General features: G+C 56.3%; 24 protein-coding genes. 12 read left to right on the forward strand and 12 right to left on the reverse strand.

The window, feature by feature from the left end; genetic code table 11:
- Positions 1–116: 116 nt before the first annotated feature.
- The 7 genes from mltG to fabD form a co-directional block, all read right to left on the reverse strand.
- A complete protein-coding gene (gene mltG / locus ACR0JE_RS16875) occupies positions 117–1274 on the reverse strand; it encodes an endolytic transglycosylase MltG (protein ID WP_480865011.1) in 1158 nt (385 codons plus the stop codon).
- A complete protein-coding gene (fabF, locus tag ACR0JE_RS16880) occupies positions 1275–2540 on the reverse strand; it encodes a beta-ketoacyl-ACP synthase II (RefSeq protein WP_480865012.1) in 1266 nt (421 codons plus the stop codon). It lies immediately after the preceding gene.
- A gap of 123 nt (positions 2541–2663) precedes the next feature.
- On the reverse strand, positions 2664–3407 hold the full coding sequence (locus tag ACR0JE_RS16885) for a 1-(5-phosphoribosyl)-5-[(5-phosphoribosylamino)methylideneamino]imidazole-4-carboxamide isomerase (RefSeq protein WP_480497519.1): 744 nt from the start codon (positions 3405–3407) through the stop codon (positions 2664–2666).
- A 121-nt stretch (positions 3408–3528) separates the two neighbouring features.
- The gene (locus ACR0JE_RS16890; RefSeq protein ID WP_480497517.1) at positions 3529–4068 is read right to left on the reverse strand and encodes a GNAT family N-acetyltransferase; all 540 of its coding nucleotides are present in this window, start codon (positions 4066–4068) and stop codon (positions 3529–3531) included.
- 139 nt (positions 4069–4207) lie between these two features.
- Positions 4208–4441 (reverse strand): acyl carrier protein, encoded by a 234-nt coding sequence (locus ACR0JE_RS16895; protein ID WP_008756330.1) that lies wholly within the window; start codon positions 4439–4441, stop codon positions 4208–4210.
- A 210-nt stretch (positions 4442–4651) separates the two neighbouring features.
- Positions 4652–5389 carry a 3-oxoacyl-[acyl-carrier-protein] reductase gene (gene fabG, locus ACR0JE_RS16900; protein WP_480542415.1) on the reverse strand — a complete coding sequence of 246 codons (738 nt, stop codon included), beginning with the start codon at positions 5387–5389 and terminating at the stop codon, positions 4652–4654.
- Positions 5390–5431: 42 nt separating this feature from the next.
- Positions 5432–6370 carry an ACP S-malonyltransferase gene (gene fabD / locus ACR0JE_RS16905; RefSeq protein ID WP_480865013.1) on the reverse strand — a complete coding sequence of 313 codons (939 nt, stop codon included), beginning with the start codon at positions 6368–6370 and terminating at the stop codon, positions 5432–5434.
- A 166-nt stretch (positions 6371–6536) separates the two neighbouring features.
- On the opposite strand from fabD, the gene ACR0JE_RS16910 reads away from it, so the two are divergent.
- Entirely contained in the window at positions 6537–7763 is a 1227-nt protein-coding gene (locus ACR0JE_RS16910) for a cytochrome b/b6 domain-containing protein (protein ID WP_480865014.1), read from the forward strand.
- 63 nt (positions 7764–7826) lie between these two features.
- On the opposite strand, the gene ACR0JE_RS16915 is transcribed toward ACR0JE_RS16910, so the two are convergent.
- Positions 7827–8399, reverse strand: coding sequence for a YceI family protein (locus ACR0JE_RS16915; RefSeq protein WP_480497511.1), 573 nt, complete (start codon positions 8397–8399; stop codon positions 7827–7829).
- A 129-nt stretch (positions 8400–8528) separates the two neighbouring features.
- The gene (locus ACR0JE_RS16920; RefSeq protein ID WP_353006459.1) at positions 8529–9047 is read right to left on the reverse strand and encodes a hypothetical protein; all 519 of its coding nucleotides are present in this window, start codon (positions 9045–9047) and stop codon (positions 8529–8531) included.
- 282 nt (positions 9048–9329) lie between these two features.
- On the opposite strand from ACR0JE_RS16920, the gene rpsF reads away from it, so the two are divergent.
- From rpsF to ACR0JE_RS16950, 6 genes are all read left to right on the forward strand, one after another.
- Positions 9330–9683, forward strand: coding sequence for a 30S ribosomal protein S6 (gene rpsF, locus ACR0JE_RS16925; protein WP_170750863.1), 354 nt, complete (start codon positions 9330–9332; stop codon positions 9681–9683).
- A gap of 27 nt (positions 9684–9710) precedes the next feature.
- Positions 9711–9938 carry a 30S ribosomal protein S18 gene (rpsR, locus tag ACR0JE_RS16930; RefSeq protein ID WP_005608650.1) on the forward strand — a complete coding sequence of 76 codons (228 nt, stop codon included), beginning with the start codon at positions 9711–9713 and terminating at the stop codon, positions 9936–9938.
- 12 nt (positions 9939–9950) lie between these two features.
- Positions 9951–10574 (forward strand): 50S ribosomal protein L9, encoded by a 624-nt coding sequence (gene rplI / locus ACR0JE_RS16935; protein ID WP_480865015.1) that lies wholly within the window; start codon positions 9951–9953, stop codon positions 10572–10574.
- Between the two features lie 149 nt (positions 10575–10723).
- Positions 10724–11209, forward strand: coding sequence for a transglycosylase SLT domain-containing protein (locus ACR0JE_RS16940; protein ID WP_480542404.1), 486 nt, complete (start codon positions 10724–10726; stop codon positions 11207–11209).
- A gap of 237 nt (positions 11210–11446) precedes the next feature.
- Positions 11447–12148, forward strand: a complete 702-nt coding sequence (locus tag ACR0JE_RS16945; protein WP_353006449.1) for a LuxR family transcriptional regulator — start codon at positions 11447–11449, stop codon at positions 12146–12148.
- Between the two features lie 107 nt (positions 12149–12255).
- The gene (locus ACR0JE_RS16950) at positions 12256–13110 is read left to right on the forward strand and encodes an acyl-homoserine-lactone synthase (protein ID WP_480546767.1); all 855 of its coding nucleotides are present in this window, start codon (positions 12256–12258) and stop codon (positions 13108–13110) included.
- A gap of 99 nt (positions 13111–13209) precedes the next feature.
- Here the strand turns inward: ACR0JE_RS16950 and tig are convergent, their stop codons facing one another.
- The 3 genes from tig to ACR0JE_RS16965 form a co-directional block, all read right to left on the reverse strand.
- A complete protein-coding gene (gene tig, locus ACR0JE_RS16955) occupies positions 13210–14541 on the reverse strand; it encodes a trigger factor (RefSeq protein ID WP_480546765.1) in 1332 nt (443 codons plus the stop codon).
- Between the two features lie 185 nt (positions 14542–14726).
- The gene (locus tag ACR0JE_RS16960; protein WP_480865016.1) at positions 14727–15851 is read right to left on the reverse strand and encodes a porin; all 1125 of its coding nucleotides are present in this window, start codon (positions 15849–15851) and stop codon (positions 14727–14729) included.
- 297 nt (positions 15852–16148) lie between these two features.
- Positions 16149–17855 carry an NAD(P)H-hydrate dehydratase gene (locus ACR0JE_RS16965; RefSeq protein WP_480865017.1) on the reverse strand — a complete coding sequence of 569 codons (1707 nt, stop codon included), beginning with the start codon at positions 17853–17855 and terminating at the stop codon, positions 16149–16151.
- A gap of 169 nt (positions 17856–18024) precedes the next feature.
- Here ACR0JE_RS16965 and ACR0JE_RS16970 point away from each other — a divergent pair, with 169 nt between their 5' ends.
- From ACR0JE_RS16970 to ACR0JE_RS16990, 5 genes are all read left to right on the forward strand, one after another.
- Positions 18025–18363, forward strand: coding sequence for a P-II family nitrogen regulator (locus ACR0JE_RS16970; protein WP_050602105.1), 339 nt, complete (start codon positions 18025–18027; stop codon positions 18361–18363).
- Between the two features lie 33 nt (positions 18364–18396).
- On the forward strand, positions 18397–19803 hold the full coding sequence (gene glnA, locus ACR0JE_RS16975) for a type I glutamate--ammonia ligase (protein ID WP_170530610.1): 1407 nt from the start codon (positions 18397–18399) through the stop codon (positions 19801–19803).
- Between the two features lie 102 nt (positions 19804–19905).
- Complete coding sequence (locus tag ACR0JE_RS16980) at positions 19906–20550, forward strand: MSMEG_1061 family FMN-dependent PPOX-type flavoprotein (protein WP_480865018.1); 645 nt, start codon at positions 19906–19908, stop codon at positions 20548–20550.
- A 63-nt stretch (positions 20551–20613) separates the two neighbouring features.
- Positions 20614–21405, forward strand: coding sequence for a lytic murein transglycosylase (locus ACR0JE_RS16985; RefSeq protein ID WP_480865019.1), 792 nt, complete (start codon positions 20614–20616; stop codon positions 21403–21405).
- A gap of 199 nt (positions 21406–21604) precedes the next feature.
- Positions 21605–22528, forward strand: a complete 924-nt coding sequence (locus tag ACR0JE_RS16990; protein WP_480542389.1) for a hypothetical protein — start codon at positions 21605–21607, stop codon at positions 22526–22528.

Here is a 22528-nt window from a genome sequence, read left to right on the forward strand (position 1 = left end):
GAATAGATTACTCATGTTATACCCCTGAAACTCAGGGGTTTGAATCACGCAGCCGAGATGACGGCAACCAAATTAATGGGTCCAGAACCTAATCGGCGCTGTTTTTTCTTCTTAGTTTAGTTGCCCGAATTCCGCTCGGCCTCAATCTCGCGCCATTTGGCGACATTGCGGTTATGTTCTTGCAACGTCTCAGCAAAGGCATGACCACCTGTTCCATCGGCAACAAAGAAAATGAAATCCGTGTTGTCCGGGGACACGGCAGCCTCAAGGCTCGCCTGACCGGGGTTCGCAATCGGTGTAGGTGGCAAACCATCGATCTGATAGGTGTTCCAAGGCGTTGGGCGGTTCAATTCGCTGCGACGCAGCCCACGTCCCAACGTCCCCTGCCCCTTGGTGACACCATAGATAACAGTCGGGTCCGTTTGTAGCCGCATGCCTTGGTTCAAACGGTTTACAAACACGCTCGCCACCTGCCCGCGTTCACCAGCAACGCCGGTTTCCTTCTCGATGATCGACGCAAGGATCAACATCTCTTCTGGGCTTTGCAGCGGCAGACCGTCCTGTCGGTTTTCCCAAGCTGCATTGATACGCAATTGCTGCTTATCCTGCATCGCCTTCAGGATTTCATTCCGGTCCTGCCCAGCAGCGACATCATAGCTGTCGGGTGCCAACGACCCTTCTGCGGGAATCTCAGTCACCTCACCGCTCAGCGCTTCAAAACCCTTCAACGCATCTACCACCTGCCACGAGGTCACACCCTCGGCCAGCGACACACGATAGCGAGTATCCGCTTCGCCACGTTTCTCAGTATAAGCCTCAGGCGCTTCTTCTTCGGCCGCGTCGAATGACGCAATTTCAACGAAATCCAGTGTCGCTGGATTCAACTCGCGCACTCGCGTCTGGGCACGGGTCACACCGATCCGGTATTCTATCTCAGACCCACAGGTGCTGGCGCCGCTGCTGGTGATTTCGTCGATAATCTCCTCCATCGACGCACCTTCGCGCACCAGGAAGCTACCAGCCTTCAACTGTTGCGACCGGTCGGTGTAATCCGCCGCCATACGAAAGATCGTGGCACTGCTGATGGCGCCCTGATCCTCTAGCTCACGGCTGACGCGGGTCATGTTCGATCCGCCTGCAACCTGCAGGCAGATCGCGGTTTCCAGTGGCCCCTGGGCCTTGTATTGCGTTTGGCCCCACAAGATCAGACCGCCCATCAGAAACAGGCCAACCACCAAAATGGTCAGCGCGTTTGATGCAATGGCCCGCCACATTTAACTGACCTTTCCGAAGATCACGCTGGCATTGGTGCCGCCAAACCCAAACGAGTTCGACAGGGCCACATTGATCTCACGCTCACGTTTTGCATTAGGCGCCAGATCGATGAGCGTTTCAACCGCCGGATTGTCCAGGTTGATCGTCGGCGGGGCAACCTGATCGCGGATCGCCAAGATAGAGAAGATCGCCTCAATTGCGCCTGCCGCGCCCAACAGATGGCCTGTGGCAGATTTGGTCGAGGTCATCGTCGCATTCGCAGCGTGATCACCCAACAGGCGCTCAACCGCGCCCAGTTCGATTGTGTCCGCCATGGTCGAGGTGCCATGTGCGTTGATATAGTCCAAATCCTTCGGCTCAAGACCTGCGCTGCGCAGCGCGGCCTTCATCGAACGCTCGGCACCGTCTCCATCCTCGGACGGTGCAGTGATGTGATAGGCGTCACCCGACATGCCATAGCCTAGTACCTCGGCATAAATCTTGGCACCGCGCACCTTGGCGTGTTCATAGTCTTCCAGCACCACGATGCCCGAGCCTTCGCCCATGACAAATCCGTCGCGGTCGATATCATAAGGGCGGCTGGCTTTCTTCGGATCGTCGGCATATTTGGTCGACAGCGCTTTGCACGCGTTAAAACCCGCAATTCCGATCTCACAAATACAGCCTTCGCCGCCGCCTGCGATCATCACATCCGCATCCCCTGCGCGAATGATCCGGCTGGCATCACCAATTGCATGAGCCCCGGTCGAACAGGCCGTCACAACGGAATGGTTCGGCCCCTTGAACCCAAACCGGATCGACACCTGCCCCGAAGCCAGGTTGATCAGAGCACCCGGAATAAAGAAAGGCGACACGCGACGCGGGCCCTTGTCGCGGATCAGATTGGCAGTTTCGGCAATCGAGCCCAGGCCGCCAATTCCAGATCCAATCAGAACCCCGGTCCGCAGACGATCTTCTTCGTCCTCAGGGGTCCAGCCAGCATCCTTGCAGGCCATCTCGGCCGCCGCGATGGAATACAGGATAAAGTCTTCGATCTTGCGCTGTTCTTTCGGCGGCATCCAATCGTCAGGATTGAATGTGCCGTTTGTTCCGTCGCCACGGGGCACTTCGCATGCATATGTCGTGGTGACACCGCTTGCTTCGGCATCAAACAACGTGATGGGGCCTGCGCCGGACTCACCGTCCAGCAGGCGCGACCAGGTTTCTTCGACCCCGCTCGCCAAAGGAGTGACCAATCCCAGACCGGTTACGACGACTCTGCGCATGTAGTGCCTCTTGCCTGCTTGCTGTTATGAGAAACGCTCATACCCCGGCCCGGGGTCCGGGGGCAAGAGCAAGGCGATAATCGGCGCAAGCGACTTACCGCCTTGCCGTCAATCTATGCCGTATTACTGAAACTGCGCTACGGGTTCCCGCGCCGAGGCAGCAACGTCCAGCACATCATGCAGGTCCACGGTCTTACGGAACAGTACCCTACCAACCAGAGCCCCCGCGATGTTGGGTATATAGCTAAGGCGCGAGATATCATCCGCCGTGCGTACAACCCCGCTGGCAATGACCGGTGTCCGAGAATGCTGCGCCAATCCGGAAATTAACCCAAGCTGCGCTTCGACATCTTCCACATCGCTGTCAATATCGGTGACGAGAATGGCGGCAAAAGGTGTGCCATCAAACGCGTCGATGAACGCCTCAGGCGTGAACGCACTTTGGCTGCGCCACCCTTCGGTCATGACGAACCCTTTCCAGACATCCACCGCCAGAACGATCTGATCCGGATAGAGTTTCGCCAGTTCCTTGACCAGGTTCGGGTCCCGGGCTGCCAGAGTTCCGATAACGATCCGACCGGCCCCTTTGTCGATCCAGTTTTCAACCTGCTCGCGGGTTCGCATGCCACCCGCCAGTTGCACCGGCATCTCTGCCGTGCGGATCAATTCTTCGACCAGCTCGGAATTGGTATCGCGCCCTTCGATCGCATCGAAATCCGTCAGATGCATCCACTCAGCACCCGCTGTTGACCAGCCGCGCGCCGTTTCAACCGGATTCACATGCCAGATCATTGCCTCATCCAGACGGCCCTTGTCCAGTGTCACACACCGGCCGTTCTGCAATTCCATAGTGGGGTAAATCCTCATGAGCACGCTCCTTCGCTCAATCGCTCTAAAACACAGTGTAGCATAAACGCAGGAATCGCGCCCGTTCGATCGGGATCGGCACAGTTTGGCCGTTTTGCGGCATCTGTAGATATAGGCGAGTTTACGCCCGCGCAGGGGGACCGTCGCGACGCAACAGCTGGACATCTGTGCCATTGAACTGCGCCACGCGCATCCGCGCATATCCAAGCTTTTCGGCCAGTTTCTGCGAGGCCTCATTGGCCGCATTCACCATGGCCACCAACGGGCCGGGCATAATTCGGTCAAACCAGTCATGTGCAGCCAAAGCTGCCTCATATCCCAATCCCTGCCCCTGCGCTTCGGTGGCCAGAACCCAACCTGCTTCGGGACAGGCATCGAAATCCTCACCGAGCCCGCGATTTCCATAGAAAAACCCAGCCTGCCCAATCAGCTTACGATTCGATTGCTGCAGAATACCCCACTGGCCAAAGCCAGCCATCTGCCAATGCCCAGCGTTTCGCAAAAACGAGTCCCAGGATTCTCCACGTGACCGCGGCGAGCCGCCGATATGTTCGACAACGCAAGGATCACGCCAGATTTCGGCAAAGCGCTCAAAATCTTCGGGCCGCATCGCACACAATGTCAGCCGCGCTGTATTGATCATAGGAGTGGATCTTATCATAGCCTGCCCACTTGGAATTATGCCTCAATGGAAACAGTGCTCAGCGAAAGGTGCTGGCGCAAGACAGAATTGAGGGCCGGCAATAAAAAACGGCGCCTCCGTTGCCCGGAAGCGCCGCTTTTGATCAGAAATGAAACGCTTAGGATGCTTCGCTGATGAATTTGACCGCGTCGCCGAAGGTCTGAATGGTCTCGGCTGCGTCATCAGGGATCTCGATGCCGAACTCTTCTTCGAAGGCCATGACCAGTTCAACGGTGTCCAGGCTGTCTGCGCCCAGATCGTCGATGAAGGACGCGTTTTCCGCAACTTTGTCCTCTTCAACACCCAAGTGCTCAACAACGATCTTTTTAACGCGATCTGCGACGTCGCTCATGTCTATTCCTCATTCCTATTCAGGGCGGTTTGCCCGGTTCTGCCCTTGCCCGCTCAGGCTGGCCTTAGTTTGCCCATTCCGGGCGGTTTGGGTCCCGGTGCACCGGGAAAGTAGAAGGCCGATCTGAACAACCGGCCTCTGCATAGATGCGCCGCCTATAACATAGTCGGCGCACAAGGCAAACGCTTTCGCGCCTGTCCTGTTATGCGCTCACAACATGGCCATACCGCCATTCACATGCAAGGTGCTTCCCGTGACATAGCCCGCTTCGGGGCTTGCTAGGTAAAGAACCGCCGCCGCGATTTCCTCGGGATCGCCCATCCGACCCGCCGGAACCTTGAGCAGCAGCCCCTTTTTCTGCTCCTCGGTCAGCTTCTCGGTCATGGCCGTGGTGATAAAGCCCGGGGCCACCGCGTTTACGGTAATACCGCGCGTTGCAACTTCATGCGCCAAGGCCTTGGAAAAGCCGATCATTCCGGCCTTCGACGCTGCATAGTTGGCTTGCCCCGGATTGCCGATCGCAGCCACAACGGACGAGACATTCACGATCCGGCCCCACCGCGCCTTCATCATGCCCCGGATAACGCCTTTGCACAGTTTCATGGTCGAGGTCATGTTCACGTCGATGACGCTCTGCCATTCCTCATCGGACATACGCATAAACAGATTGTCCCGGGTGATCCCAGCGTTGTTGACCAGAATATCCACCGATCCCATGGCCTCGGCTGCCTGTTTCGGCAGGGCCTCTACGGACTCGGGGTCACTCAAGTTGCAAGGCAGAACATGTGCACGCTCGCCCAGCTCATCTGCCAACGCTTTCAACGGCTCTACCCGTGTGCCGGACAGGCCAACCGTGGCCCCCGCACCATGCAGCGCGCGCGCAATGTAGCCTCCGATCCCGCCTGACGCGCCCGTGATCAGCGCATTCTTACCAGTCAAATCAAACATTCTGTTTCCTTCGTGAGGCGCCCTTGCGGGCGCATTCTATGCTTACGATTCGGCGCCAATGGCCTTTTGGACATCGTCAGGTGTGCCAACCGCCTTGCCGGCTATGTCGCGGTTGATCTTGCGCACCATGCCTGACAGCGCCTTGCCTGCGCCGATCTCCCAGGTTTCGGTCACCCCTTGCGCCGCCATATACTGCACGCTTTCACGCCAGCGCACGGAACCGGTGACCTGTTCGACCAGCAACTGCCGGATCAGATCAGGGTCCGAGACCGCCTCGGCGCGCACATTGGCGACCAGAGGCACTGCCGGAGCTTTGATCTCAACCGCCGCCAGCGCCTCTGCCATTACATCTGCAGCAGGTTGCATCAGCGCACAGTGAAATGGAGCACTTACAGGCAACAAAATCGCACGTTTTGCGCCCTTTTCTTTGGCAATCTCTGCCGCTCGTTCGACCGCCGCTTTGGCACCGGACACAACAACCTGGGTCGGATCGTTGTCATTGGCCGCCTGACAAACGTCACCTTGTGCCGCTTCTTCGGCCACGGCGCGCACGCCCTCTAGGTCAAGGCCAAGGATCGCGGCCATCGCGCCTTCGCCTACGGGAACCGCGCTTTGCATCGCCTGCCCGCGTTTGCGCAAAAGGCGGGCAGTATCGGCGACCGACAATGCACCTGCAGCCGCCAGCGCTGAATATTCCCCCAGCGAATGCCCTGCCACAAAGGCCGCATCGGTGACCGAGACACCCTCAGCCTCCAACGCGCGCATTGCGGCCAGCGAGGTGGCCATCAGCGCGGGTTGAGCGTTCTGGGTCAGCGTGAGATCAGCAATGTCACCTTCCCAGATCAGATGGCTCAGTTTTTCACCCAGTGCGTCGTCGACCTCGTCAAAAACGGCTTGGGCGGCCGGATAGGCTTCGGCCAGTGCCTTGCCCATTCCGATGGTCTGGGCACCCTGCCCCGGGAAAACGAACGCGCGTGTCATTGCAACCTCATGGATGACGTTAGGTTGCGGCGGGGTGTAAACTGACAAGGGGCGCGGCACAAGTAGGGTGCATAGCGGCACTGGGTATGTGCGCAAGCTGTTACTTGCACGCCCGGCCGGTGGCTTTAGGTTGGACACAGCCAAACAAATCCGGAGTTCCCATCCGATGCCCGCAAATAACACGTTCTCAAGCTATGGCAGTGTCACCAAAGCCTTTCACTGGCTGACCGCTTTGCTGATTTTTACGGCACTTCCTTTGGGATGGTTCGCCAACCAACTGGCCCACGCGATCTATGATCCCTCCATCCCGAGCACAGAAGAGGACATCGCCCGCGCCGCCCAGTTGTTCTCACTTCACAAAACCGTCGGGATTACAGTGTTCTTTGTCGCACTGGGGCGCATCCTCTGGGCCGTCACGCAAACCAAACCCGGGCTGCTGAATGCCGAAAACAAGCCCGAAGCCTTCGCCGCCGAGACGGTGCATTGGATGCTCTATGCCTCTCTCGTTTTTGTCCCGCTAACGGGCTGGATACATCACGCCGCTGCCGAAGGGTTTGCTCCGATCTTCTGGCCCTTTGGGCAAAATCTGCCCTTTGTCCCCAAATCGCCCTATGTGGCAGAGGTCACAGCCGGGCTGCATTGGCTGTTCATTTGGGTTCTGGCAGGGTCCTTGGCACTGCACATCATGGGCGCTTTGAAACACCATGTAGTTGATAAAGACAGCACCTTGCGTCGCATGTTGCCCGGCCACTCTGACGCCCCAGAGCCCCCTGCCCAACACCACTCCATCCTGCCCGCCTTCGCAGCGCTGTGCATCTGGGGCGCGGTTCTGATCGGCGGCGGGATGATCGGCGTCTTTGCAGATCACTCCAAGGCACATACCGACACGACAGAGCTTGCCGAGGTGCAATCGGACTGGCAGGTGCAAGATGGTACCCTGTCGATCACGATCACGCAGCTGGGCAGCCCGGTCACCGGTAGTTTTGCGGATTGGACAGCAGCCATCGCTTTCGAGGACCCATCTGAGCCCGGCCTGGCCGGATCGGTTGATGTAAATGTATCTATCGGATCGCTTACCCTTGGAACGGTCACTGACCAGGCGATGGGCGCTGATTTCTTTGACAGCAGCCAGTTTCCAACCGCGCGGTTTGCAGCCGACCTGTATAAAACTGAAACCGGGTACGAGGCCCGCGGCCCCCTAACCATTCGAGACAAGACGCTGGATGTGGTCTTGCCGTTCAACCTGGAACTTCAGGACAACACGGCTAACGTTTCAGGGCGGCTAGAGTTAAACCGTCTCGATTTCGATATCGGCGCGACGATGCCAGCCGAGGATTCGCTGGCCTTTGCCGTATCGGTTACGATTGATCTGACCGCGATCCGGGCCGAATAAGCCTACAAAAAAACCGCCGGGGCAAAGCCGCCGGCGGTTTCTATTCCAGAATTAGATCGGATATTAGTCTGCTTTTTGCGCTTCGACCGAGATCTGAACTTCGACTTCATCGCTGACGAACGGGGCGAACTGGCCCAGATCAAATTCGCTGCGGACCAGAGTTGTGGTCGCGTTGAAACCCGCCCAGGGCTTGTTTGCCATCGGGTGCTGATCCACTTTGTTCAGCTTCGCATCTAGAACAACCGATTTGGTGACGCCGTTCATGGTCAGATCACCTGTGATATTAGCTGTGCCTTCACCGGTGACTTCAATACCGGTCGAGGTAAAGGTGACCATGTCTCCCTCAGAGGCACCAAAGAAATCTTCGGTCATAAAGTGATCCGAGCGCGCTTCCCAGCCAGTAAACATCGACATCACAGGCATGGAGACCGACACAGTCGAGGCTGCAGGGTTCTCCTGGTCAAACATGATCTCGCCCTCAAAGCCCGAGAACATGCCATAGGTGGTCGAAAAACCAAGGTGGTCGTAGCTGAAGAGTACTTGGCTGTGGCTCGGGTCCAGAACGTATTTCTCGGCACTGGCGAACGCTGTGGTCGCCGACAGTGCAAGCGCGGCGGCAAGAAGTGTGGATTTCATGACAGTCTCCGGGTTTATGAACACTATGCAAACTAGCGCGTTTGCTCGGAAACAAAAATGTGCCGCCAAACGGCGGCACACAAGTCATTTTGATTCACAAACTCTGTTCCTTTTTGAACAGAATAAAAATCAGGCGAAAATTGTTACTGTTTGGCTCAATTGCGCTTTGAGCGCTCGGCTAACATCCGCCGATTGCAAGGGCAGCTTCATCAAAAGACTACCATCGACGTCATAGAGTTCCACCTCATCGTCCTCGAAACGGGCTCCACCCAACGTGTCATAGCTGCGGCGCAGTACGGTCTGTGGGCGACCGTTTTCATTCTTTTGCAGAATGCGCACTTCGCGGCGGATGGGATCAAAATAGGCGTCTGGACGCGGGTCCATCAACTCGATCGTCAGCAGGCTGACCCCGATAATCAGGAACAACATGGATGCAGCCAGTTTGATCGGCCAGACCTCAGCGCCAATCACCGACCCCGGCATCAGCCACATGGAAAAGGCAGAGACGATCAGAAACGCGCCAACAACCCGCGCTAGAATGATCCGCGCCTGCCAGTTCGCCTTGAACGCGATCTTGACCGGCACCGAATGCTCAAAGCTCGCGCTGGGGGTCTGCTTGGTAAGTGTGTTTGTGTTCATCGCGGTCATAACATATTCACCCTGAATAGGTTGCCGTTCTCGGCTAACTGTCCGGCTCATCTCCGGTTTGGTAAACAACCTTGAGCCGAAAAGCGTCAGGAATTGGGCGCAGCAAAGGAAATTGGGCGACTTCACCAAGGCATCTATGGCAGGTCTTGCCCCGCGCGCTGAAACGTGTATATCGGGCCATCCTTCGCACTACGTATGAATCGCGCAGCCTCTCGTGGCAGGGTCGCGAAGGACCAGATGGCCCCGCCTTTGAAATGCGCCTTGATATAAACAGGAGTGAACATGCCACTGTATGAGCATGTAATGATCGCGCGTCAGGATCTGTCCAACGCGCAGGCAGAAAGCCTTGTCGAACATTTCGGCACCGTCCTCGCGGACAACGGCGGTAACGTCGTCGACAGCGAGTACTGGGGCGTCAAGACGATGGCTTACAAAATCAACAAAAACCGCAAGGGTCACTATTCCTTCCTGAAGACCGATGCCCCCGCTGGCGCCGTTCAGGAAATGGAACGCCTGATGCGCCTGCATGATGACGTTATGCGCGTTCTGACCATCAAGGTCGACGAGCACAACGAGGGCCCCTCGGTCCAGATGCAGAAGCGCGATGAGCGCGAAGGCCGCCGCGAGCGCCGTTGATCAACGCCTGACGAAAGGACTTAAACCATGGCCGCAAAACCATTTTTCCGCCGCCGCAAGGTCTGCCCGTTCTCGGGTGAGAACGCGCCGAAAATCGACTACAAAGACACCCGTCTCCTGCAGCGCTACATCTCTGAGCGTGGCAAGATCGTACCTTCGCGCATCACCGCCGTTTCGGCGAAAAAGCAGCGTGAACTGGCCCGTGCTATCAAGCGCGCCCGCTTCCTCGCCCTGCTGCCCTACGCCGTGAAGTAAGGAGAGACTGACATGCAAGTTATCCTTCTGGAACGCGTTGCGAAACTGGGTCAGATGGGCGACGTCGTTGACGTCAAGCCCGGCTACGCCCGCAACTTCCTGCTGCCCCAGGGCAAAGCCCTGAGCGCGTCCGAGTCGAACATCGCCTCGTTCGAAGCCCGCAAGGCGCAGCTTGAAGCGCACAACCTGGAAACCAAGAACGAAGCTGAAGCCCTGGCTGAAAAGCTGGATGGTCAGCAGTTCATCGTGATTCGCTCGGCATCGGATTCGGGCGCGCTGTACGGCTCGGTCACTCCGCGTGACGCTGCAGACGCCGCAACCGAAGCAGGCTTTACCGTCGACAAGAAACAGATCGCCCTGATCGCTCCGATCAAGGAATTGGGTCTGCACGCGCTCGCCGTGAAGCTGCACCCCGAAGTTGAAGTCGAAATCAAGATGAACGTTGCCCGTTCGGAAGAAGAAGCCGAACTGCAAGCTTCGGGCAAATCGATTCAGGAACTGGCTGCCGAAGAAGAAGCCGCTGCTGAATTCGAAATCGCCGAACTGTTCGACGATATCGGCTCGGCCGCATCGGATGATGACGAACTGGTTGCCGACGCAGCACCCGCTGCTGAAGAAGACGAAGCAAAAGCCTGATCAGGCCTCGCTGAACACAACAAAGGGCTGCGCCTTCCGCGCGGCCTTTTTTTGTTTTCCAACCAGCAAAATTCGGCCCAAATTCAGGGATACGGTTGCGACACCCAATGCGATCCATATCATCGCAGTTCTGAGCTTGGAGTACATAAATGGCAGTCTTCTCCCGTCGTGGCCTCATCACCTTGATCGCGATCTCAGCCCTAAGCGCGTGTAGCGCCGCCGAGGTATCGCGGAACGACACCGAAGCATTCGATCCTCCGCTCTACCCCAATGAAACGCCAGAACTACGTGCATCGATCAACAATTGGGCTGATCATTACGACCTGCCCCGCGAACTCGTTCACAAGCTAGCGATCCGTGAAAGTACGCACAGACCGTGGGCTGTGAACCGACCGTATTACGGACTGTTGCAGATTCTGCCGGCCACAGCGCGCTCAATGGGTTATCAGGGCGACGCTCAGGGCCTTCTGGACGCGGACACCAATCTGGAGTTCGCTGGGAAGTACCTACGGGGTGCATGGCTGCTATCCGATGGTGACCAGCAACGAGCGATTTTCCTGTACGCCAAAGGCTTCTATCCCGAAGCAAAAGCGCGCGGAATGCTGGTTGAAACAGGCCTGAGACCGGCCCCCTGACACCGTGCCATTTCCGGGACACCGCCTGTGGATTTGGAATTTGGCAATAGTGATATAAATGTTCTAATCTACGCAAGTTATACTCAAATGTGCAGACAATTGGCACCTCGCCTTGTCATATTCTCAAAAGTATGTTGTCCTTTCTAATGTGAGGTAATTTGGGTTCCGCTCTAAGTTTACTACTGGTCCGAAGACACCATCGGGCTTGTGGGATGGGCCGCAGTTGGTAGACGCCGCATGGAAATTGTTGATCTGAGCACTCTGCCGGATGCAGAAACTCGGTACACCGAGTTTCTGAAACAAGTGTGCGAAAAGCATGATATGGATCATGCCGCCTATGCAGGCATGAACCCTGCGTCTGGCACGGTTGCGGGCTTTGTAACCTATGACGATGCTTGGACCGAACATTATCAGAACCAGGGGCTGATCATGATCGACCCCACGATCCACATGGCCCGCCGCAGTATTGCACCCGTTGATTGGAGCCGGTTGGAACGCGGCCCTGAATTTCAGCGCATGTTCAATGATGCCAGTGAATTTGGTATATCAAACCAAGGCGTTACGATACCTGTCCGCGGGCCGTTCGGGGACATCGGGTTGCTAAGCGCCTCGCGCGACTGCAGCAAGGAAGAGTGGCGCAAGCTCTACACCCATGTGATTGGTGACTTGCAATCCATGGCTGTACATATTCACGACCATGTCGTGTCTTCTGATGAGGTCACAAGTGCGCTCTACCATCCCAACCTTTCGACACGTGAAGTCGAGATTCTGCAATGGGTTGCAGCGGGGAAATCGCAACAGGATATCGGCGATATTCTATCGATTTCACATCGCACGGTTGAGGTTCATCTGCGATCCAGCCGCGAGAAACTCAGCGCATTGACAACGCCACAAGCGGTTGGTCGAGCTATTGCCATTGGCCTCATTACGCCTAGTTAACCACAAAAAACCCCGAATTCTGCCAAAATACGGGAAACCCCCAATAGAAAACCCCCGACAAAACGGTAACGTCTAGTTTACCGAACAACCACTCGAAGGGGGAAAAAATGATTGTTGTTGTTGATGGGCTGAACAGACACCTGTTCGGCGAAGTTCTCGACGAAATGTTTGAACTGCGCGCGCGCGTTTTCGGCGGGCGCCTTGGATGGGACGTAAAGATCGAAGACGGGAAAGAGATTGACGAATTCGATCATCTGGACCCGGCATACGTGATCGGACTCGACGACGGGGGGAATGTCGTCGCAGCGGTGCGTGCCCTACAGACCACCGGACCTCACATGCTGGCTGATGTTTTCTCAGCCATTCTCGACGGAGAAGCTCCGATCCGTAGCGCAAGAATGTGGGAATCCACACGCTTCTGCGTCGACACTCAAAGGCTCAGCCGCGGGAAAGAGAAAAACTCGGTCTCTTATGCGACCTGCGAATTGATGATTGGCTCGCTAGAATACGCCAAGAATGCTGGCATGGAAGACATCATCACTGTCATTGATCCGGTCATGGACCGGGTTCTGAAACGCTCGAATTGCGCGCCGTACGACTATGTGGGCAAAACCGTTCCGATGGGCAAAGTGTCGGCTCTGGCCGCACTGCTGGATTGTACTGACGAACGTATCCAAGGCATTCGCGAATTCGCCGGTATACACGAGGACGTGTTCTTGGAAGAAGAAGAGGCGCTGGCCCTGTTCAACTCGAAGAAAACCATCGAGCAGCAACCCGCGAACCGCGATCACAAACCGCTCACCGATCTTGAGAAATACTTTGTCGAGCAGATGAGCGCAGCGCGCACCGAAGAAGAACGTCAAGATGTTCTTCGGTTGATCGAAACGCTGACCGATACCTTCACGCCAGAGCAAAGACATGCTCTGCTAGATACCCCCCGTGCTTTTGCTCATGAGGCCTGACCCCCTCACCTCATAATACAAAAGCCACCCACGCGGAGCCGCCTTATTCAAAGGCGGCTCCGCTCTATTTTCAGCCCCCACAAAAGGGGGGGAAGAGGATTATTCCTCTTCCAGTGCCTCAACTGCTTTTTGCAGATCGTCTTTGCTGACTTCTTTGTCCGCAACCGTGGCCAGTTCGAACACGTAGTCGACAACCTTGTCCTCGAAGATAGGCGCGCGCAGCTGCTGCTGCATCTGGGCGTTCTGCTGCACAAACTCAAAGAACTGGCGTTCCTGACCCGGGTACTGACGCGCCTGGTTCATGATGGCCTGGGTCATCTCGGCATCGGTCACTTCAACCTCAGCCTTTTGGCCCAGTTCAGCCAACAGCAAGCCCAGACGTACGCGGCGCTCGGCCAGCTTGTTGTGCTCGTCGGTCGGCTCAACCTCGCCGTGGTCGTGGCCTTCCACATCCGGGTTTTCTTCGTGGAACAGCTGATGGGCGATCTGCTTGGCCTCGGCCTCAACCAGCGACGGGGGCAGGTCAAACGAGACTTTCTCGTCCAGCACATCCAGTAGGCCGCGCTTCATAACAGCGCGCGAGGCGCCCGCATATTCAGCTTCCAGACGTTCAGAAATCTGACCTTTCAGGGCGTCCAGATCTTCAGCACCGAATTTCTTGGCCAGCTCGTCATTCAGCTCCGCAGCAACCGGTTCTTTCACTTCTTTGATTGTGCAGCTGAAAACCGCATCTTTACCGGCCAGGTGTTCCGCGCCGTATTCTTCTGGGAACGTGACGTTCACGTCCTTTTCTTCATCGGCCTTCACGCCAACCAGCTGCTCTTCAAAGCCGGGGATGAAGCTGTTCGAGCCCAGAACCAGCGGGTAGTCCTCGGCCGAGCCACCTTCGAACTCTTCGCCATCGACCTTGCCGACAAAGTCGAACACGATCTGATCGCCATCCTTGGCTTTCGAACCCTTGCGACGTGCTTTGAAGTCCTGCGCGGTTTCCGCCAGGTTGTTCAGCGCTTCTTCAACGGCTGCGTCATCGGCTTTGACAACCAGCTTTTCCAGCTCAACCGATTTCAGATCAACTTCTGGGATTTCCGGCAGCGCCTCGTAGGACATTGCGACCTCGACATCGTCGCCTTCTTTCCAGTCCTCGTTGGTCATCTTGACCTCAGGCTGCAACGCAGGGCGCTCACCGCTGTCTTCAAAGTGCTTGTTCATCGCACCGTCGATGGTTTCCTGCATCGCTTCGCCCAGCAGGCGCTGGCCAAATTGCTTCTTCAGCAGCGCCATCGGCACCTTGCCTTTGCGGAAACCTTTCATTTCGACCTCGGGCTGCGCTTCGGTCAGTTTTTCGTTGACCTTGTCGTCCAGCTCAGCTGCGGTCACAACGATGTTGTAGCCGCGTTTCAGACCTTCGTTCAGCGTCTCGGTAACCTGCATTATGGTAGTCCCCATAGGATTCGGGGCGCGCAACACGGGCGCGCCGGGCAAATTTGACGCCTTCTATTTGCACAGCCGCCCGCGTGCAAGGGGTCAAAGGCCCGATCACCCCGGTTTTAGGGCGTCTGCAACGAAAAAACGCTCAGTATCAAAGCTGGGCGCTCGCGTTCATTCAGAACGCGGTATTAGAACCGCCAGCGCGCGCCCAAAACCCAAGCCGCGTTCTTGTCGAACGAGGTACCGTCATCAAAATCGTGATTGCGGTATTTCAGGTAGGCATCGGTATTGATGCTGTCGATCCGCTGCACCACAGCGATCCCCCAAGCCTGGGTACTAGAGCCGTCGGTCTCGAAGTCCGAGCCGTCATAGTAGTCAATACCGACACCGGTTTTTCCCCAGGCTATCCAATCGCCTTCATATGACAGCTTCCCATACCAGAAGCTGGGGTCTGAGATGCCAGCCTCATCCTCATCCCGAGTACCAGCCGCGAATGTAACGCCTAACCCGCTGGGCAACAGAACCGAGGCGGATCCGATCGTATCCTTGCGGTCCCCGGAATTGTCATCACGCGACCGCACGGCAAAGGCCAGCGCGGCTTTGAATTCAGCGCCGCCAGCAAAGGTGGATTGATATCCAAGGCTGATATCGTAGTAGTCATCATCATCACTGCTGGACAGAATGTTCTGACCATAGGCGATGGCGGCTGAAAACCCGTTGAAATCTGGCGTGTCATAGCGAATGCGGCCGCGCCGGGACCCATCGAAGTTGCTGCTACTGTCTCCGATTGTGATGTCACTCAGAACGCCATCAGTACCACGATAAAAGAAGCTGGAATTCTCATCATTGGTAAAGGAATAAAGCGCCGTACCAACATAGGTCAGGTCCACCTCAGCCGCCCCGTCCGAGGCCATGCTGCCCTGTCCGGCCGAGAATTTGCCCCATCCCCCTTTCAGCGCGAAATCCACATGTCGGATATCCTCACGCGACCACCCATCGCTGTTAGTGCCGAACTGATCAGCTGATGCCGATCCGGGCAAACCTAACCCGGTTTCAAATCGGAACGTGAATTCGTTGGTCCCGAAGGGCTGCATCAGACGCAGGCCAACCCGGCTGTTGGACAGATCATTGTCGAGCACGCGGGTTTCGGTTTCCTGCCCATCGTCGACTGAGATCAGCGCCGGGTTGAACTGACCATACAGTTCGACATAACCGCCACTGTTGTTTTCATACTTCAATTCGGCGAACGCCGAGGTCGCAGTGGCTGTGACCAAAATGGCGGTCGCAGATGTTGGTTTGAAATAAGAGTTCATATCAATCACCATCAATGGCTTAGGTTTTGGTACTGCCCAGACAATCACAAAAACATGTGTTTCCTGTGATGCAGGTTCCGGGTCGCCCGCCGTCGATTCAGCTGCCAAATCCCACGGATGTGGGCATAAACATTGTTTTGATCACTAGCTTGGAATTGCGTGGTGTCTCTTTTGATCCACCAAGGCAAGTTTGCACCTTTGGCGTGACTCTTGCAAATCCCAGGCATCGCCCAGCGATCGGCAGCGATACAAAGCCTCTATTTCTTAGCGATCTCGGCCAAAACCCGCTGATTGCCTTCACGTCTCCAGTGTCCGAAACACGGCCGGCAGTTGCTCAGGCAAGTCCTCGGCAATCAAGCCCGGCCCGAACTGTCGGGCACATTCCACATGCAGCCAGGCTGCGCTTTCTGCGGCCTGCATCGGGCCAAAACCGCGCGCAAGCAAACCAGTGATAAACCCGGCCAGTACATCGCCCGACCCGGCTGTTGCCAGCCAAGGGGCTGCACGTTCATAGACCGCAGCATTGATCGAGCATCGCCCGTTCGGGTCGGCAATCACCGTGTCTGGCCCTTTGAACAGCAAAACGCACCCTGCCCGTTTGGCAGCCTCTCGCGTCGCATCGACCTTGGAATAGGCTGGGCCTGTGGTTGGTACAGCGTTTAGTTTTTCCGAGATATCCGGAAACAAACGCGCGAATTCCCCCCCATGTGGCGTCAGCACGCAGTTCTCGTGCAGTTGCGCGAACAGTGCAGCAGGGTCATCTGTAAAAGCGGTTAAAGCATCCGCATCCAAAACCGTTGCGCGCCCAGCGTCCAAGGCAAACGGAACGAGTTCGCGCGCACGGTCCAAACCCAAACCGGGGCCAAGGCACAAGGCATTCAGCCGTTCGTCCTGCAACACCTCAGACAGCCCATCTGCACCTTCAACCCGCTGCAACATGATCGCCGTCACCTGCGCCGCAACCTCCATCTGCGCCGAGGGAGGAACGGCCAGCGTCACAAGCCCCGCCCCGATCCGCAAAGCCCCCCGTGCCGCCAGCCGGGCTGCGCCGGTTTTGCCAGAGCCGCCGGACAAGATCAGAGCATGGCCGTGGGTGTATTTATGTTCGAACGGCTCCTTGGAGAGATACGGTGACAAATTGCTTTCATCCAACTCTCTGCATAACACCCTGCCCAATCTTCTTTCGCCATGGAATGTAATGACAGCCTTGCGTGAAACTGATCCAACCTCATAAATAGATGACAAACCGATATCGGCAATTGCCGTACGCCCGCAATATTTGGGGCCGATGCCAAGAGCGTGGCCGAACTTTCTTCCATGAAAGGTGACCGTAAGATTTGCGCCGACCAAAACACCCTTGTTCCCCAATACCTTACCGCTGTCGGCACACAGACCAGACGGAACATCAATTGAGACAACACGTGCCCACCAAGGATCTGTACTCGATTCAGAGCAAATTTGAATCTCTTCAAGTGCGTTCTCAAGCCCATCAATCGGACGAGTGAGCCCCGTTCCAAAGAGTGCATCTAAAATTAGATCCGGGCCTTTGGTGTTTGACGTTCTACACGCCAACCTCTCCAAATTGACTTTTTCGTCCTCTGTCGGAACCGGCAAAGAAAGCCTTGCCACCTCACCCTTTTTCACCCACCGCTCATAGTTCACCCGCGCATCCGGTGGCAGTTTCTCGGGATCGCCATACAGAAAAACCTCAACCTCCCATCCCTGCTCTCGCAGCAACCGCGCGACAACAAACCCGTCACCGCCATTGTTCCCCGGCCCACACAACACCACCGCACGCAGGGGATCCCCTTCATCTGGCCTCAAATATCCCGGGGAGCTCGAGGGGCTGGCCCCTCGATCCGCCAACTCCGGCCATTCCTCAAAGATCGCCTCAACAACGCCCTGCCCCGCGCGCTCCATCAACTCCAGCCCGGTGACTTTACCGGACCCGATGGCCGCCTGTTCGATCGCCCGCATCTGCGCCGCCGTCAGCAATTCCACCATCTCGAACCCTCATGCGATTCAATTTCGTCTATATTTTGTGCAAAGCGCACAAAACTTAACCCGCCACTAAGATTCCATCCATCCGAAACAGGCCAAATCCGCAATCACATTGCCCACCTGATTTAGACGTGATCACTGCGGGTCTGACAACCATGCGAGGTGAGCCGGGATGAAAAAGATCGAAGCGATCATCAAGCCGTTCAAACTGGACGAAGTGAAAGAGGCATTGCAGGACGTCGGCGTCCAGGGCCTCAGCGTGATCGAGGTTAAAGGCTTTGGCCGCCAGAAAGGTCACACGGAGCTGTACCGTGGCGCTGAATATGTGGTCGACTTCCTACCCAAGGTGAAGGTCGAGGTGGTGCTGGACGACGATCAAGTCGACGCCGCCATCGAAGCCATCGTTTCGGCCGCAAAAACCGACAAGATCGGCGACGGTAAAATCTTTGTCTCGCCCGTTGAACAAGCCATTCGCATCCGTACCGGCGAAACCGGCTCGGACGCGCTGTAACACACCCATCTTCAAACCAGAGGAATAGATAGTATGAGCAAGGACGCAGTTCTTCAGCTGATCCGCGATGAAGACGCAGAATATGTCGACATCCGCTTCACCGACCCGCGCGGCAAACTTCAGCACGTGACCGTTATGGCCGATCAGGTTGACGAAGACTTCCTCGAAGAAGGCTTCATGTTCGACGGGTCGTCCATCGCGGGCTGGAAATCAATCGAAGCATCTGACATGAAACTGATGCCCGACACCGACAGCGCTTATGTCGATCCTTTCTATGCGGAAAAGACCATCTGTCTGCACTGCTCGGTTGTTGAGCCAGACACTGGTGAAGCGTATGAGCGCGACCCGCGTGGCACCGCTGAAAAAGCCGAAGCTTACCTGAAATCTTCGGGCATCGGTGATGTGGCCTATATGGGCCCCGAGGCCGAATTCTTCCTGTTTGACGATGTCCGCTTCTCGAACAGCATCAACAAGGTGTCCTACGAAGTGGATGCGACCGACGCGTCCTGGAACACTGACACCGAGTACGAAATGGGCAACATGGGCCATCGTCCGGGCGTCAAGGGCGGTTACTTCCCGGTCAACCCGATTGATGAAAGCCAGGACCTGCGTTCGGAAATGCTGTCGACCATGAAACGTTTGGGCATGAAGGTCGACAAGCACCACCACGAGGTTGCGTCCTGTCAACACGAGCTGGGCCTGATCTTCGACAGCCTTACCAAGCAAGCCGACGAGCTGCAGAAGTACAAGTATGTCATCCACAACGTGGCACATGCCTACGGCAAATCGGCAACCTTCATGCCGAAGCCCATCGCAGGTGACAACGGCACCGGCATGCATGTGAACATGTCGATCTGGAAAGACGGCAAGCCTCTGTTCGCTGGCGACAAATACGCCGATCTGTCGGACGAAGCGCTGTACTTCATCGGCGGTGTTCTGAAGCACGCCAAGACCCTGAACGCCTTCACCAACCCGTCGACCAACAGCTACAAACGTCTGATCCCGGGTTTTGAGGCCCCTGTTCTGCGCGCCTACTCGGCCCGTAACCGTTCGGGCTGTGTCCGTATTCCGTGGACCGAAAGCCCGAAGGCCAAGCGGGTCGAGGCTCGCTTCCCTGATCCGGCAGCGAACCCCTATCTGGCGTTTGCCGCTCTGTTGATGGCCGGTCTGGACGGCATAAAAAACAAGATCGATCCGGGCGAAGCCATGGACAAGAACCTGTACGATCTGCCTGCCGAAGAACTGGCCGACATCCCAACCGTTTGCGGTTCGCTGCGCGAGGCTCTGGAAGCTCTGGCATCCGATCACGACTTCCTTCTGCAAGGCGACGTGTTCACCAAAGACCAGATCGACGGCTACATCGCACTGAAGATGGAAGAGGTCGAAACCTACGAGCACACACCGCACCCGGTAGAATACGGCATGTACTACAGCTGCTGATCCTGCACTGGGTTACATCTGCAAGGGCGTCCATTCGGGCGCCCTTGTTTCGTTTGTTGTGATCTTTCAAACTGGCCGTCAAAACAAGTTGGGAGAGAGCACATGTCATCCGATGACCCGTTCGCGCAATTCACGGACTATGTGACCTCGGCTGAACAGCTGGAAGGCATCACCGGCGCGCCATTGCCTCAGATCATCGCAAAGGAGTTGTCGGCTCTGGATCAGATGTGCAGGGATTTCATCGACAGGTCCACCTTCTGCCTGATCGCATCAGCCAACCCGGACGGGTATCTTGATATCTCGCCTCGTGGTGACCCCGAAGGGTTCGTGCATGTCATCTCGGACGACTTGCTCGCAATCCCCGATCGCCCTGGCAATAAGCGCGTTGATACCTTTCACAATGTTCTGAAGGACCCACGCGTCAGTGTGATCTTCTTTGTACCCGGAAAGATCGAGACGCTGCGCCTTCGCGGCACGGCGCGTATCTGTGCGGATGAGACGCTTTTAGCCCCCATGGCCGTCAACGGCAAAGCGCCCAAACTGGGGCTGCTGGTCCATGTCGACACCGCCTTTGCCCACTGCCCCAAATGCGTCATCCGCGCCAACCTCTGGCAGCCGGAGAATTGGCCAGACTCCTCGGACCTGCCAAACATGAATGCGATGATGGTCAAACACGCCAAGATCGGCAAAACGCCTGATGAATGGTTCGAAGACCTCAAGCAAGCAGGCGAGTTGGACCTGTATTAAAGCCTTTGCCTTGGAACGGTTGGCGTTTAGCCTTGATGCAGATTGTACAAAGGAATTGACTTGATGTTGCGCATTCTAAGCCTCGTGCTCGCCTTGTCTGCACCGAAGCTTGGCCTTGCGGCTCCTTGCGGAAACACCAGTGCTGGGTTCGAGGCCTGGAAGGCTGATTTCGCCAAACAAGCGCGCAAGGCAGGAGTGAAAAAGAAGGGCCTTCAAGCGCTGGCCCAGACGCAATATGCCACAAGAACCATCGCGGCGGACCGAAATCAGAAGAGTTTCAGATACTCTCTGGACAAGTTCATGCGCGTGCGCGGCGCAGACACGATTGTCGCCCAAGGGCGCAAGCGCAAAGCCCGGAACCCAACGTTTTATGCCGCGCTCGAACAGCAATACGGCGTGCCAGCAGGTGTTCTGATTGCCATCCACGGGATGGAAACCGGCTTTGGCAACTTCATGGGCGACAGCCAGGTTGTGTCAGCAATAACCACTCTGGCCTATGATTGTCGCCGATCCGAGTTCTTTGTTCCCCATGCAATTGGGGCACTCAAACTGATCGATCAGGGCAGTATCACCATGGCGACAAAAGGGGCAAAACATGGCGAGCTGGGTCACACACAATTCCTGCCGGGCAATGCTCTGAAATACGGTGTGGATGCCACTGGGGATCGCCGCGTGGATTTTTACAACCTGACGGATGCAATGGCCTCAACCGCCAATTTCCTGCGCAAAAAAGGGTGGAAACCGGGGCGCGGCTATCAGCCGGGGCAACCCAATTTCGCCGTTATCGAACAGTGGAACGCGGCCACGGTTTATCAGCAATCCATCGCCATCATGGCCGCCCGAATCGACCAATAGCCCAGTCATGTGCGCAACACGTGATTTACGCAATTTCGCCACAATGTCGCCACAGCGGTCGCAAAAACCCCTTATTTTATTGGTTTCCAAAGCGTAATCAATCATCCGGTTTTCTGATTTTTTTGCACTTTTCGTCAAATTCTACCCAAAAACGGTTGTTAACCTTTGATTTGCAACGAAAGCGACAAAGGAAACTCCCGTGGCTCAGAACCGCAGTTATCATGGCGGCCTGCAATTCGATGGCGACGCCGATGGCGCAATCGAACGGTTTAGTTCGATCGTCGCGACAACACTTGAGGATTACGGTCACCTGATCGAGCGCAAAGCGATGCTGAATCACACAGAGGCCAGCATCGTCTCGAGCCAATACCTTGTGCGCCTGACGCTTAAACGCGAGGCCGCGAACGCCGATACCCATCATGACCGCCTGGATCGGGTGGTGGGTCTGAAAACAGCACCGCGTCGCCGCATTGCCACACGCCCGCAGAACAGGATGCAGATCACTGTCTCGCCGGTCTCTCCTGTACTGGATGATCCGGAGATTTCAGAACTGATGCTAGCGGTCATGCTATATCGCATGGTCGATATCTGCTCAACCCGTCGCGTCGAATGGCTATCGCCGCGTACTGTTTTGACCCTTGAACAATTCATGAGTGCGTTTGACACTCTGGCGCCCGGAAAATCCCGAGACAGAAAACAGATTTTCCAATCAATATCCGGCCAATTCGCGGGGGTGGATATACCCGAGCCCGACGAACAGATCGCGGTCTCGAACCCGTCTGCTCGCCCGATCCAGCTGACCGATGACCAGCTACTGAGCATCGCGTTTCGCGCGGATGAGACGCTGGAACCGCCATCAAACGAAAACAAACCTTTTGAGCAGATCCAAGACAATACCGAAGACGAAGACCGCCCAAGCGACATCCTGCGTCTTAGCAGTTGGTGTGTAACGGGCGTGATCGCCAGCGTTTCCATGCCCATCGCCTGTTCGATGGCAGCCGTCAATCTGATCCGGGGTGAAGATTTCCGGCTGAACACGCAGGTTTTGGTCTTTTCCTCTGCCATCGTTGCGCTGAACACCAGCAATGCCTTTGCCGACGTGGCCAACGTCCTGGGCATGTAA

The sequence above is a fragment of the Ruegeria sp. H3 genome, assembly GCF_056533095.1.